Here is a 14,545-nt window from a genome sequence, read left to right as displayed (position 1 = left end):
GAAACCATGTGATCTACCCATGGGCAGGCTGAAGGGACGATAATCTCGTCCTGGAGGGCCGAACTAGTTGACGTTGAAAAGTCTTTGGATGACCTGTGGGTAGGGGTGAAAGGCTAATCAAACATGGAGATAGCTCGTACTCCCCGAAATGCATTTAGGTGCAGCGTTGGAGTCTAGAGTGTCACGGAGGTAGAGCTACCGATAGGGCTAGGGGGTTTCACCACCTACCAACCCCTGACGAACTCCGAATGCCGTGACATTTATCCAGCAGTGAGGCGGTGGGTGCTAAGGTCCATCGCCGAGAGGGAAACAACCCAGACCATCAGCTAAGGTCCCTAAATATACGCTAAGTTGAATTGAACGAAGTGGAGATGCTATGACAGCTAGGATGTTGGCTTGGAAGCAGCCATTCATTTAAAGAGTGCGTAACAGCTCACTAGTCGAGCGTTTCTGCGCGGAAAATAATCGGGCATCAAGTGTATTACCGAAGCTATGGATTGTAGACGTAAGTCACACTGGTAGGGGAGCATTCTAGCGACTGTGAAGTTGTATCGTGAGATACGGTGGAGTTTCTAGAAAAGAAAATGTAGGCATAAGTAACGATTAAATAAGTGGAAAACTTATTCGCCGTAAGACTAAGGTTTCCTAGATCTATGCTAATCAGATCAGGGTTAGTCGGGTCCTAAGGTATAGCCGAGAGGCGAAGCCGATGGCAAACTGGTTAATATTCCAGTACCTGTATATACTGCGATGGGGTGACGGAGAAGCGTAAAGTCCGCCATCTTACGGAATAGATGGTTGAAGTGCGTAGGTGTTGATCCAGTAGGCAAATCCGCTGGTGAACTGAAACATGATAGTATACTGATCCCTTCGGGGTGATGTAATAGTGGCTCCAAGCAGACTTCCAAGAAAAACCTCTAAGCTTCAGGTATATACAGCCCGTACCATAAACCGACACAGGTAGTCGAGGAGAATATCCTAAGGCGCTCGAGTGAGTCATGGCTAAGGAACTAGGCAAATTAGTCTCGTAACTTCGGGAAAAGAGACCCCCGTCGCAAGACGGGGCGCAGAGAAATGGCCCAGGCGACTGTTTAGCAAAAACACAGGACTCTGCAAAATCGTAAGATGAAGTATAGGGTCTGACACCTGCCCGGTGCTGGAAGGTTAAGGAAGGGGGTTAGCGCAAGCGAAGCTCTTGACTGAAGCCCCAGTAAACGGCGGCCGTAACTATAACGGTCCTAAGGTAGCGAAATTCCTTGTCGGGTAAGTTCCGACCTGCACGAATGGTGTAACGATCTGGGCACTGTCTCAGCCATGAGCTCGGTGAAATTGAAGTATCGGTGAAGATGCCGGTTACCCGCCACGGGACGAAAAGACCCCGTGCACCTTTACTATAACTTCACATTGTGCTTGAATATAAGATGTGTAGGATAGGTGGGAGACTATGAAGTGGTCACGCTAGTGATTGTGGAGTCGTCCTTGAAATACCACCCTTCTTATATTTAGGTTCTAACCCTTGACAACAAGGGGACAGTGTGTGGTGGGTAGTTTGACTGGGGTGGTCGCCTCCTAAAAAGTAACGGAGGCTTGCAAAGGTGCCCTCAGCATGGTTGGTAATCATGCGTAGAGCGTATTAGTATAAGGGCGCTTGACTGAGAGAACGACGGTTCGACCAGGTACGAAAGTAGGCTAAAGTGATCCGGTAGTTCCGCATGGAAGGGCTATCGCTCAAAGGATAAAAGGTACGCCGGGGATAACAGGCTGATCTCACCCAAGAGCTCATATCGACGGTGAGGTTTGGCACCTCGATGTCGGTTCGTCACATCCTGGGGCTGGAGAAGGTCCCAAGGGTTGAGCTGTTCGCTCATTAAAGTGGCACGTGAACTGGGTTCAGAACGTCGCAAGACAGTTCGGTCTCTATCTGTGGTGGGCGTTGTAACATTGAAGGGAACTGACTCTAGTACGAGAGGACCGAGTTGGACGTACCGCTAGTGTATCTGTTGTGCCGCCAGGTGCAATGCAGAGTAGCTACGTACGGAATAGATAAGTGCTGAAAGCATCTAAGCACGAAGCTAACCTTAAGATGAGTGTTACTGGGGTCGTAGAAGACGACTACGTTGATAGGCTACAGGTGTAAGCGTAGTAATACGTTCAGCTGAGTAGTACTAATTACCCCTTAGCTTCCTTTTTTTTTCATTTTGATTTAATTTTCTCTTCCAACCTTTCTTTTTTTATTTGACCTTGTCAAGTAATCTATAACTCATATACCCTTAAGTTTATTCGTAAACTTCCGCGGGGTAAAAGTTTTAGGTGGCTTTAGCATAGGGGTACCACCTCTTCCCATTTCGAACAGAGAAGTTAAGCCCTATTGCGCCCATGGTACTGGTTTATTCCGGGAGAGTAGGTCGCCGCCCATTTTTTTCAAAAGCCTTGTTTCGTCTTCGACGGATCAAGGCTTTTGTGTTTTAAAAGACATCCATTCTCTTACTAATTTCGTTATATCAAATTGACCATTTTTGCGTGTCAATAGTTATCTATACTGTTTGAATTTTTATCTTATATACATTTTTTATAAACTAACTTTGATGGAAATTATTCCTCTTGGATCAATGTGAATTAAAAGTATTTGGTATTCGGCACCACGGAGCTGGCTCTGCTAGTCGTTTAGTAGAAGCATTACAATTATTTCAACCCGATACCATTTGTATAGAATTACCACAGGAATCAGAAACTTTGCTGGGTGCATTATCACAAATTAAATTTCAACCACCCATCGCATTTTTATTTTACAATAAGAAAAATCCTTACCATTGTTTTTATTTGCCAATGGCCGTATTCTCGCCGGAATTTCAGGCTATCCAATATGCAATTTCCAACCACATTCAAATAATCCCTATAGACCTTCCTGCAAAAAACAGTTTAGTTTATGCTAATTTTAAAAATAATACAGAAGCCGAATTAAATAAAGAACAAAGAAAAATCACAAACGATCCTTTGGGTTATCTAGCTAGACAACAAGGCTTTAAAGATACAGAGCGATGGTGGGATAAGTATATCGAACAATGGTCAGATCATTTAGTCATGTTTGATATCATCCAACAATTAATGACAACATTGAGGTCTTTAAGCAATGAACTTGATGATGAAGAGACTTTGATTCGCGAACAATTTATGCGACAGCAAATAAGACAATGCATCTCAAATGGTTCAAAAAAAATTGCTGTAGTCTGTGGTGCCTGGCATGGGCCACTTTTAACTTTGGACCGCATTCAGAAAAAGGAAACGAAAATTAAATCCTTAGCAGCAGTTGACATTCATCAATGTTTGATTCCCTGGTCCTATGAAAGATTGAGTAATAAAAAATCGTATAGTGCGGGAATTGAATCTCCATCATGGTATGATGCGCTGTTTTCTAATCGGACTACTGCCATTTCAACTTGGTTGACGCAAGCAGCCCGAATATTAAGGTCTCATAAGATGAATGTAAGTCCTGCAGAAATTATAGATGCAGAATTATTGGCTATAAATCTTAGTATGATTCGTGGTTTAGCCATTGCAGGAATTGATGAATTAATGGAAGCGGCCATAACATGTTTTGGTAAAGGCGATGATACAAGAATTCAGCTCCTTCTTAACCAAGTTTTGAATGGCAATTTAACTGGAAAGGTGGAAGTAAATGCGTCAAGCCTCCCCATGGTCCAAGATTTTTTTGAGAATCTAAGATCACTTAAATTGCAATCTTATTGGGCATCAGGAAATAAGGAACATTTGGATTTAGATTTAAGAAAAGAACGCCACTTACAAATTAGTCGCTTATTGTACAAAACCCTTTTATTAGAAATTCCCTGGGCTAAATCCCGTGAAATTGATATCAAGGCACAAGGTAATTTTCATGAATTTTGGTCTTTTAATTGGAATCCTGAGCTTGAAATCGCTTTAATACATGCTGCACTTATTGGAAATACTGTCGATGATGCTGTTAGAAATAAAGTAATCGATGTTTTAAAATCTTCACACGATATCAGTACTGTTGCAGGTTTATTGACTCATGCCTTAAAGGCTGGTTTGAACCAAATATGGCCACTATTAGCAGAGCGTATTAATCTGTTAAGCATCGAAATTGAGGATATTGAAAGCCTGGCAGGAATTATTCAGCCATTAATTTCAAATATTCAATATGGAGATTTACATCAGATGGATACCCATGTATTGATAGATATTTTTAATACCATTCTCCCAAGAATTATTTTAAGTTTTGGCGATCAATGCGTTTTTATAAGTGATGTTAAAGCCAATACCATGTTGGAAATTTTGATAATGATCAATGTTTATTTTTACAATCATGATAAAGAATACAATCAACTTTGGAAGGATCAAATTCATAAAATGGCATATATGGAGAAAGTCCATCCATTGATCAAAGGAAAATGTTGGAATGTATTACTCAGTGAACATAATGTATCAAATGATGTACTTATAATAGAAATTCAAGCTCAATTCTTAACTCAAAATGAGGCATCAAAATCTGCACAATGGCTTGAAGGTTTTTTATTTCAATCCACTGCATTTTATTTGTTGCAAGATAACATTATTCAAGTATTGGATGAATGGTTGAAACAATTAGAAGAGCTGGAGTTTAAAACGACATTACCACTTTTGAGGAGGATATTTAGTCAATTACCAGATTCAGAACGAATTAGAATTAAAACAAAAATTTCAAAGCAACGGAATGTTCAAAATATAAACGAAATACGAGAATATGTGGACCAAGAAAGGGTAAATAAATTGAATTTGCTTTATGATTCTATTGTGGGTATTTCTTCATCAGATTCTAAAACAATATTTTCATCTGATTGATTTTTACTATCATTTGATTCTTCTATTTCATGGTTTTCTTCAATCCAGAACTGATTCAAACCTTCACCTTTAATGATGGTCATTTGTTGAAGATTGATTAATTCCAACAATCCTAGAAAAGTAACAATGGCGTGAATTCTTGTTTCGCAAATTTCAAATATTTCTTCAAAATTAATTCTTCCTTTTTTACTTAATAAATCAAATATCCGATCTTGTTGATCTTTAATTTGATATTCATAATTATAAACCTCATGGACGATCGCACTCGGTTTATTTAATCGGTCCATAACTTTTTGAAAGACCTTCATCAAATTAAATAAATTCAGGGTCTCCCATTCAGCATCAACCAAAGCTTGTTGAGAAAGAAGTTCAAACTCTTTTTGCAAATTACCACGTCCAACTCTATAAGCTTGATTATCTTCCATGACGCTTAAGTCTTGGATCACTTCTTTAACAGCTTTATACTCTAATAATTTTTGAACCAATTCTTGTCTAGGATCGATCTCTTGGTTATTCTCATCTAATTCTTTTCTAGGAATCAACATTTTTGCTTTGATCCTGATGAGTGTCGCAGCAACTAAAATAAACTCACTTGCTAAATCCAAATTAAGATCCTCTAAATGTCGGATATACTGTAAGAAATCTTCAGTGATGGTTGCAATGGGAATATCATTAATATCTAATTCATCACGCTCTATAAAAAAGAGTAATAAATCAAAGGGGCCTTCGAACTGCTGTAATTTAATGGTATAGGTCATGCCTTTCTAAAATGATCGTAAAGATAGCCTTTTAATGAATTTATGTCCTGCTTGATCCAAATAATTATAGATTTGCATCATTTATATCATATCTGAATGTCCAAAGGAAAGCTTCATCTCATCCCCGTACCATTATCTGGTGCCGGAATTTCGCAAATGTCTGGTTCTGCCATCGAAACTGCCAGGTCGTGTAGATTTTTTTTAGCAGAAAGAGCTAAAACAGCAAGGCAATTTATTAAAGGAATATCACATCCACTACCATTATTGCAAATAGAGGTTCAGGACTGGGAGGCTAATACTATTGCCGAGCATTGGAAATGGCTGCAAATGTTATTGGATCAAGGGGAAGACGTATGTTTGGTATCAGAAGCTGGTGCGCCATGTGTTGCTGATCCGGGTCATGAAATGGTCATCAAAGCCCATCAAAGTGGTTACACTGTGGTTCCTCATGCCGGACCTAATTCTATGATAATGGCTTTGATGAGTTCAGGATTAGTGGGACAACAATTTTGTTTTCATGGTTATTTGCCTGCAAAGAAAGAATTTCTTAGAGAAGCATTAATCAAAATTGGACAACAAGCATTAAAAACGAATGCTACCCAACTTTTTATGGAAACGCCTTATCGGAACAAACAAATGTTTGAAATAGCCCTATCAGTCTTGCAACAGGATTTGTATTTATGCGTTGCTTCAAATTTGGGAGCACCTAATGAGTTGATTCAAACCAAAACGATTAAAGATTGGAAATCTGTGAATGTCGCTATTTATCAAGATGCTCCTGCTATTTTTGTTTTAGGACAAGGCCCCATTGTTTGAATTGGGGATAAATGAATTTATTTTATTAAACAAATCAGAGCATCATTCTTTAAGGTAAGTTCATTTTATTAGTTTCATTTGATTTAACCAATCCATTTTTTACAATTGGAGATTGCCCCAAAGGCGATTTAATTATTTGTTTTTATGCACAAACGAAACTTTAAGTGTATTTAATCGAATGTAACTGCAAATTTTATAAAAAAAATTAACAAGTGATCTGAATATTGTGGATCTTTATACTTCTAATATTCTATTACAGATAAAATAATTTTTACGATGAAAAAAAATCTACTATTCATTTTGGCTGTCTGTATATGCCAGCTGTTATTAGCTCAATCACCTAGAAAAGTTCTTGTTGAGCATTTTACTCAAGCTTCTTGTGGGCCATGCGCTTCAACCAATCCTATTATTCATCCTATATTAGAACGAAATAAATCCAGGTTGGTATTATTAACACATCAGACATCGTGGCCAGGTGTTGATCCTATGAATGCGGACAATCCAGGTGAAGTTGCAACTCGAGTAGCTTATTATGGTGTTACTGGAGTGCCGGATACTAAAATGGGTGGGCAAGATGGGGGCCAAAGTCCTACGCAATTAATCACAGATGCTAATATTGCCAACAGTGCAGCTGTTGAATCCAATTATGAAATTACAGTAGATCCAGGATTAGCTTCAAATTATAATGAGTTGAATCCGAAAATAACAGTTAAACTAACCGGACCCATGGAAGGTAATCCGATTCTTAGGGTAGTTGTTTTAGAGAAAGTAATTACATGGCCAACCCCTCCGGGTTCTAATGGAGAGAAAGTTTTTTATCATGTGGTTAAAAAATTCTTACCCAACACAGGTGGTACTCCAATTTCAGATTTATCTAATGTAGGCGATTCTAAAACTTACACTTTTAATTTTAAATTTAACAAGTTGTACAATTTTAGAAATTTGGAAGTTGCAGCTTATATCCAAAATGAATCTACCAAAGAGGTAGCTCAAGCTGAAAGTAAAGAAGTGGATTATATAAAATCTCCAGGATTGGACATTGCTATAAAGTATGCTAAAGCAACTTCGAATACACTTAAGAATACAGTGTGTGGAACAGGCACTATTCCTACCATTACTTATATTAATACCGGTAATGCAAATGTTACAGCTATCAAGTTTCGTTCAAGTGTAAATGGTGGACCGCTGTCTGAATATACATGGACCGGTAATATTGCTTTTCTGGAAGAAAAAACAATCAATCTAAGTAATGTTGAAATTCCTAAGATGTTTGCAAGTGGAAACACTTTGACCATTGAAGCTTTTGAGGTTAATGGAAATGCGGATGTTAATCCAATTAATAACACTTTGGTAATTCCATTTGATCCTTCACCAGCTACTACACTTACTTCCAGATTAGACGTAAAACCATTGACAAAAGGTTCATTGGTAACCTTTACACTACAAGATGATGCCAACAAAGTTATCATTCAGGATGGATCCTATCCTACAAATGAATTACACAGTTATCCATTGAATTTATCTAAGGATAGATGTTATACATTAACAATAGATAACGATCATACCAGTCTTAACGGTTCCGCAAAACTTTATGATGCGAATAACAAATTAGTGATGAATGTTACATTATTAACTCGAGCTACTTATGTAAGTGATTTTACGACTTATGATTTAGTTTTAGGTACTCATGAACCAAGTGAAAATATTTATTCTTTTTCTGTAATGCCAAATCCAGTTCATGATGTAGTTCGTCTGGAATGGATGCAAGATCAATCAGGCCCAATTCAAATTATGTTTAGTGATTTAACTGGCAAAGCAGTTCAAAGCATTCAACATCATTCAATTTCTGGTAGCAATCAAATGGAAATTCCTGTTGATCAATTACATTCAGGAATGTATTTAGTAAGTATACATCATGGAAAAAATAAAATAACTAAACGTGTGATCGTAGAATAAAAACACAAAAAGCACATAAATCTTAAAAAGCCGATCCTTTTATTTGAGGGTCGGCTTTTTTATTAGGCTTGAAACCAACAATTGATGATGCTATTGAATTATTTTATCTTTGACAATTTATCCATATCAACTCAATTTTAGATTAAATAGCGTAAATGACATGTGTGAAAAGAAAAATGTTACTGTGTATAATTTACATTAAATAAATACATTACATAAATTATACAATTTCTCCTTGAAATTATTAAATTAAATAAAGTCTAGAATTTGGTTTTAGAGATTTTTTCGTGAATGGGTAATAATTCTGAAAGTCCAGCGCTTCCATACCAATTAAAATATTCTGCATCCAGAAGTCCAGATTGAACGGCAGGGTCTGTGGCAGTAATTATTTTGGCTTCTTCGATAGATTCTACATTAAATATATATAGCCCGCGATATGTTTTGTCATTTTTTCTAAATGGTCCAGCTAATGAAAGTTTTCCTTCTTTAGCTAAACGACCAATATTGGACATATGTCCTTCAAAGATTTTGTCGATTTCGTTTTTATCAGAAATTGTATTGGTTCCTGTTTTTAATATGACCAAAACATAATTTTTCATGCCGCGTTCATCAGCATTTAATTTTTTGGCTAAAACGGAATCGAAAGTGGTTTGTGAAATTGTTATTTTTCTTTGATATTCTAAATCATATTCGGTGGTAAATGTTTTGCCATTGTCTTTTGATATTTCACCTAATTGTCTAATTGAATTAGGATTGAGATTGAAGAACGTTATTTTTCGAATTGCCATGGTATCTTTTGAAAATACGAATGGGTGAGTGGTATATATCATTTTATTATTATCATATGTTCCCAGTAGATAATCATTGCTCCCACCAGCATTATCGACCCAATGTTGTTGCCACTGCATCTCTGCAGAATTAAAAGTGTTATAACTTTTTCCAGAATAAGTCAGTTGTCCATACTTAGAAGTACTTGTCCATTCTTCCAAAATAACACAGCTATCAAGGATTAAACTAATTTTACTGGTCCCTGCTTGTTGACCTTTTAATGTATAAACATCCCATTCGCCTATCCAAAAATCAAACTGCCTATACATTGGATTTATGGAGCAGGGTTTGTTTTGAGCAAAAGTTGAAATCAAACTACAACTTAGATATGAGAATAATACTATTTTTTTGAACATCATTTAATATTTTAATTGTAATAAAAATGTATCATCAATGGTTGATCATTATTTTGTATTAATGGACTGCAGTGACATTGACTGATTCGATGCCTTTAAGATGAACAGCAATATGTCTATCGTGTGCTTTTGCCTGATATTCACTAATAATTTCTAGAATATCATAGTCTACAAAATGACATTCACTGCCATCAATGATTAACTCACTGTATTCAGGTATTTCGTCAAGTGCCCTGCGCAATTTTACTTTGTTTAGAAAAGTTACATTGGTATTGAGTTTGATATGATAAGTGTCTATATGTAAAACCTTGCTATTTGTAATTTTATATTCTGTTTTGAAATTGGATTGAATGATCAGATATAAAGAAATAAGTAATCCAATACTAACCCCAATCAATAAATCTGTAGCAAGGATCACAATGATCGTAATTACGAAAGGAAGGAATTGTTTCAAGCCTAAGCTGAACATATGACGAAATAATTTTGGTTTTGCAAGATTGTAACCAGTCACTAAAAGTATTGATGCGAGTGAAGCATAAGGAATTTTATTTAATAAAAAGGGAACCAATAAAACAGCCAATAGTAGAAACAACCCATGTGTAAATGCTGAAAGTTTGGTGCGTCCACCTGCATCCACATTGGCGGCTCCTCTTACAATGACAGCAGTTATAGGTATTGCACCTAAGAGTCCACATGTCATATTTCCGATGCCTTGGGCAACCAACTCACGATTGACAGGTGTGATTCTATTCTGTTTATCTAATTTGTCAATTGCTTCAACACATAATAATGTTTCGAGTGAAGCTAAAATGCCAATAATAAGTCCATCTTTCCAAATCTGAATGGAGGAAAAAAACTGACTTAGGTCAGGAAAAATAATATCTGAAAAAATATTTGAAGGTACTGTTACTAATTGTGTTGGTTTAAGTGAGTAATCTGAAGCGAATTGTGAAAATATTAGGTCTGTGATGATTCCAATTATTACAATTAGTAATGGCGCTGGAATTACTTTTATTTTTAAAGTCTGAGCATATCGAGATTGATACAAGAATAAAATTAGAATGGATACTGTTGAGATGACTAATGCACCTCTCCTCAAATGAAGGCTAAAGTGTTTAAAATGCTCCACAATTTCATGAGAAGAAAATAAATTTAAAAAACCACTTCTCCAAAAATCGGGTTGATCATAACCTAAAGCGAGGGGTATTTGTTTTGAAATAAGTATTATTCCAATCGCAGCTAACATTCCTTTAATAACCGCAGATGGAAAATAATTGGCGATAACACCTAGTTTCAACAAACCAAGAATGAGTTGGAATAATCCGGCGATAATAACGGTTAAAAGAAAAAGTCTATAGTCCCCTAAAGAGATAATGGATGCTGCAACTACGGTGGATAAGCCTGCAGCAGGTCCAGAAACGGCTAATTGAGCACCACTGATAAAAGAAACGACCAGGCCACCAATTATTCCTGATAGCAAGCCGGCATATAATGGCGCACCGGAGGCTAATGCTATTCCCAAACATAGAGGCAAAGCGACTAGAAAAACAGACAAGCCAGCCGGCAAATCGTGTTTCAGCCACATGATCCGATAATATTTTAACGTTCGTTTCATTCAGGCTTATAAATTAATATCATAAACCCAAAGATAAGAAAATTTGCTTTATGAATTCAATTGAACGGTTAATCTAGAAAGTCTAAATTCGGATCTTTGATCACCGTAAAGTTTATTAAAAATAATATTATTTTGTTTTATTAACTGAACGCCAAAATATGATATGACGTTCGTAAAACAATTTTAATTATTAAAATCATTACATTTTAATTATTTTTTTCTTATAAACTGAATTCTTTGCTTTGACTATACATATATAGATGCCAGTTTGAATTTCGGGATTTGGATGCCAAGAGAATTTTAGTGATCCTTGAATTAACTGAAATTCAGAAATAATATCTACTTTTCTTCCTGAAATATCATAGATTGAAATACTCACTTGTCCTGGATCAATATTCTTAATATCATTTAATGTAAACTGGATTTTTTCAGAAAATGGATTTGGAAAAGAAATAAAATTGATGCTATCTTTTAATTCTTCTGTACCTGTGTTAATATGCGTCTCGTCTTTGCAGTTCACACAATAATAACTTGTATCTTCTAAACAGAGGAAAGCTGTATATAATGAAAGAACATTATGTTCTATACTTAGATTTATTATATTATTAACGGTAATATTTGATGAAATATTTTTTTCCAATTCCTTGATATAATTACCAGCCCAAATTTGGACATTCGTCACATCTGTCGGAAGGCGATTTTCTATTGGTATTGTAAATTTTGAATTAAAAATTTTATTATCTAAAAATCCGGATACTTCTCCTCTGAATGGCAAGGAACCAGTAAATTTACCTACCTGAACGATGTAATCTGATAAATTATATTGATTTAAATCTTTATTGATATATTTGTTATAACAGAATCCATTATCTACGGTTGAATAGAAATCAAGATTCAAAATGTTTCCAATCGTTTTCGAAATGCTGCTTGTAAATAGTGCGGATAATGAACTATTTTGTAAATCATATTTTGTATAACTACCTTTTGAAATTCTCGAGATATTGGTATAGAGATAATGATTGTTACAATATAATATATTATTTATGTATCCACAAAATTTATTTAAAGAACAAATGTCGGTTACATGTATAGTGGTGCTTGCAAGTCCTTCTTTAGTTAAATCCTGTAAAATAGAATTACTTAGATCAATATTACTGTACATATCACCTGCAGATAAAAAGTATATGCTTCCGTCATTATTTTTTGATTTGATATACTGCAATGATTTGGCAAGTAGTGACAATGTTGATCCTACATTACTTGCATTATTTCTTAATTTGTTGATCTGTGTTATAATGTTTTCAGGAGTTGCTGATATCCAGTCCGTGGAATTAAACACAACATCAAATCCAGAAACATAACACATATTGAAGGACTGCGTTGGACTTAGGTTTTTAATTAATGCGGATTGTAGCTCGTCTAGAATGACATCCTTACTAAACGTGTTGGATTGATAATAATCAAAAGTGATTAATATTTTTTTGTCTTTTGCTGCTTGAACTAGGCTGCTGAGTTGAACAGCAAGTTGATAATAATTTTCATTGTCTTTTTCGAATGTTGTAAAATAACTTGTGTAGGATCTGTCTAAAGTAAATTGTAAAATTGGGGTCTTAGTTATGTCATTTAATGTAATTGGTTTGTATAAAAATTTACCGAATTCGGGATCTTCTTTTTCCCAAAATGTTATTTCTGTACCTGTGTTTGTTTTTAAAATTGGGTTGCCATATTTTGTCTCCGGTAAATATATAAAATTAATATTATTTATGGGTATTTTAGATGTGGTCAAATAATTAGTAGCAATTGGTCCTGATAATATATTGCCATTTAGGTCTAATGGAACTAAATAAGTAATTTTGACTTTGCGGTATGCATTTCCGGCCATAGGAAAAATTCTTAATTCGTATTGTGTGGCTGTTAATTTTTTAAGTATGGAAGGGTCCCTGCGTCTTTTGACTATATTTTCATAAATGGTTGAAGCTGTCCATAAATCTAATAATTTTCCTTTAAGAATCTGACTAGGTGTTAGCCACAACCAAGAGTCAGTAACTATTGCATTTGAAGGAAGGTCGAAATTAAAAATAACCTCCAATGTATCTTTTGAGGTATAATTTAAATTTTTAGCTGAAAAATTGATGTATATAGAATGTTCCAAAAATAAACCTTTTGGTTTAACTACGAGCGTTACTGAATCCATAGTTCCTACACCATATCTCCAGGTAGCTCTTGGATCCTGAACGGTAAGTGAATTATAAGCTTTTAAGGATGTGGAAAAGAAACTGCTTAACAATAAGAATAAAATAGATATCGAAACATAATTTTTCATTGTGTTTGGTTTTATATGTACAACGATTAAAAGTTAAATTTGTGCTAAAAATTTAATTTTTTTTTAAAAATAGTTGACTGCGAGTCAAAAATTCTAGTTTAACTGCCTTTTTAATCTGAAAGCATTAAGAAATCTTATAAGCTGAACAGGCAAGCCTTATTTTTTGGCAAGTACTGATGAAGGCCTTGGTTTAAATCATGTAAAAATTAAAATGAATATAATATTGCTGTATTCATTCCAAAATTCCATAGGTGGGCTGATAAATCAGAATTGATCACCTTTAATAGCTGATACCTAAATGAGGGTTCCAGACGAACATCAATTTTTGAAAGCAGGTGGTATTTGATCCCACAGCCTATTGTGGCACTTAAATTGAATTTATTATATTTGTAATGTGATGGCAGATTTATATCGAATTGGTTAGATTTGGTATTCCTAAAAATTGACAAACACTCCTTAATAAAAATGTTAGTTGTAACTCCAATAGATGCTACCATCTGCATTCTTTTTTTTCCAATCAAATAACTTATACTTAAAGGGAAATCTATATAATGAAAGGAGTATTTGAAACGAGTAGCAAAGTAGTGTTGATCATCGAGTAGATCACTTACTGATATTGCACGGGGTTTTTCTTTTAATTTGTAACCTTTATTTGAATATTGCAGACCAATATTCAAAGCGAGTTTGGGGTGAAAGGTCCATGCAATTTGCAGGCCTGCGGTCAATCCGAATTTTGGTGATTCAGTTTTATTCCTTATATCCTTTACATGAGTAGCTCCTTGAGTTTTATTATTAATTGTTAGGGTTCGATAATTATAGTCGGGCGAATAATTGATCCCTAATTGAATTTTCTTTGAATCCTTTTTGTGGTCTTGACCAAATGCGTAGCTAAGTGCAAATATTAAAATTACAAGAGATAATATGGGTTTCATAGTTATATTTTATTTTAACACTAATGTAAATATAAGAATATACCATAATTTAGTTATGGTAATTTTAGAATATTATGTAGTAATGCCTAGTTATAGAAGTTGTT

8 protein-coding genes and 2 rRNA genes (1 of these 10 running past the window's edge) are annotated in these 14,545 nt (G+C 35.1%); 5 read left to right on the top strand and 5 right to left on the bottom strand.

Going from position 1 to position 14,545, the window contains the following annotated elements; genetic code table 11:
• The 3 genes from IPK88_02120 to IPK88_02110 form a co-directional block, all read left to right on the top strand.
• Window positions 1-2,189: ribosomal RNA gene (locus IPK88_02120) — 23S ribosomal RNA — on the top strand (it extends 707 nt beyond the left edge of the window).
• Between the two features lie 117 nt (window positions 2,190-2,306).
• Window positions 2,307-2,417 (top strand): 5S ribosomal RNA (gene rrf, locus IPK88_02115).
• Between the two features lie 184 nt (window positions 2,418-2,601).
• Window positions 2,602-4,857, top strand: coding sequence for a hypothetical protein (locus IPK88_02110; GenBank protein MBK8242195.1), 2,256 nt, complete (start codon window positions 2,602-2,604; stop codon window positions 4,855-4,857).
• Here IPK88_02110 and IPK88_02105 read toward each other — a convergent pair.
• Window positions 4,797-5,615, bottom strand: a complete 819-nt coding sequence (locus tag IPK88_02105) for a segregation/condensation protein A (protein MBK8242194.1) — start codon at window positions 5,613-5,615, stop codon at window positions 4,797-4,799. The genes IPK88_02110 and IPK88_02105 overlap by 61 nt on opposite strands.
• Window positions 5,616-5,711: 96 nt before the next feature.
• Here IPK88_02105 and IPK88_02100 point away from each other — a divergent pair, with 96 nt between their 5' ends.
• A complete protein-coding gene (locus tag IPK88_02100) occupies window positions 5,712-6,431 on the top strand; it encodes an SAM-dependent methyltransferase (GenBank protein ID MBK8242193.1) in 720 nt (239 codons plus the stop codon).
• A gap of 276 nt (window positions 6,432-6,707) precedes the next feature.
• A complete protein-coding gene (locus IPK88_02095) occupies window positions 6,708-8,387 on the top strand; it encodes an Omp28-related outer membrane protein (GenBank protein MBK8242192.1) in 1,680 nt (559 codons plus the stop codon).
• A 260-nt stretch (window positions 8,388-8,647) separates the two neighbouring features.
• Here IPK88_02095 and IPK88_02090 read toward each other — a convergent pair whose 3' ends face one another.
• The 4 genes from IPK88_02090 to IPK88_02075 form a co-directional block, all read right to left on the bottom strand.
• The gene (locus IPK88_02090; GenBank protein MBK8242191.1) at window positions 8,648-9,175 is read right to left on the bottom strand and encodes a hypothetical protein; all 528 of its coding nucleotides are present in this window, start codon (window positions 9,173-9,175) and stop codon (window positions 8,648-8,650) included.
• A 454-nt stretch (window positions 9,176-9,629) separates the two neighbouring features.
• Window positions 9,630-11,186 (bottom strand): SulP family inorganic anion transporter, encoded by a 1,557-nt coding sequence (locus IPK88_02085; GenBank protein MBK8242190.1) that lies wholly within the window; start codon window positions 11,184-11,186, stop codon window positions 9,630-9,632.
• Window positions 11,187-11,385: 199 nt separating this feature from the next.
• Window positions 11,386-13,509 (bottom strand): T9SS type A sorting domain-containing protein, encoded by a 2,124-nt coding sequence (locus tag IPK88_02080; protein ID MBK8242189.1) that lies wholly within the window; start codon window positions 13,507-13,509, stop codon window positions 11,386-11,388.
• Window positions 13,510-13,715: 206 nt separating this feature from the next.
• Window positions 13,716-14,441 (bottom strand): PorT family protein, encoded by a 726-nt coding sequence (locus IPK88_02075; protein ID MBK8242188.1) that lies wholly within the window; start codon window positions 14,439-14,441, stop codon window positions 13,716-13,718.
• Window positions 14,442-14,545: the final 104 nt, after the last annotated feature.

This window comes from Candidatus Defluviibacterium haderslevense, assembly GCA_016712225.1.
Lineage (GTDB): Bacteria > Bacteroidota > Bacteroidia > Chitinophagales > Saprospiraceae > Vicinibacter > Vicinibacter haderslevensis.
This window is presented reverse-complemented; position numbering and strand designations above follow the sequence as displayed.

What these genes read in the sequence shown, in the direction of transcription:
- IPK88_02100 (MBK8242193.1), top strand. Translation starts at nt 5,712, where the DNA reads ATGTCCAAAGGAAAGCTTCATCTCATCCCCGTACCATTATCTGGTGCC.
- IPK88_02085 (MBK8242190.1), bottom strand. Translation starts at nt 11,186, where the DNA reads ATGAAACGAACGTTAAAATATTATCGGATCATGTGGCTGAAACACGAT.
- IPK88_02080 (MBK8242189.1), bottom strand. Translation starts at nt 13,509, where the DNA reads ATGAAAAATTATGTTTCGATATCTATTTTATTCTTATTGTTAAGCAGT.
- IPK88_02090 (MBK8242191.1), bottom strand. Translation starts at nt 9,175, where the DNA reads ATGGCAATTCGAAAAATAACGTTCTTCAATCTCAATCCTAATTCAATT.
- IPK88_02095 (MBK8242192.1), top strand. Translation starts at nt 6,708, where the DNA reads ATGAAAAAAAATCTACTATTCATTTTGGCTGTCTGTATATGCCAGCTG.
- IPK88_02075 (MBK8242188.1), bottom strand. Translation starts at nt 14,441, where the DNA reads ATGAAACCCATATTATCTCTTGTAATTTTAATATTTGCACTTAGCTAC.
- IPK88_02105 (MBK8242194.1), bottom strand. Translation starts at nt 5,615, where the DNA reads ATGACCTATACCATTAAATTACAGCAGTTCGAAGGCCCCTTTGATTTA.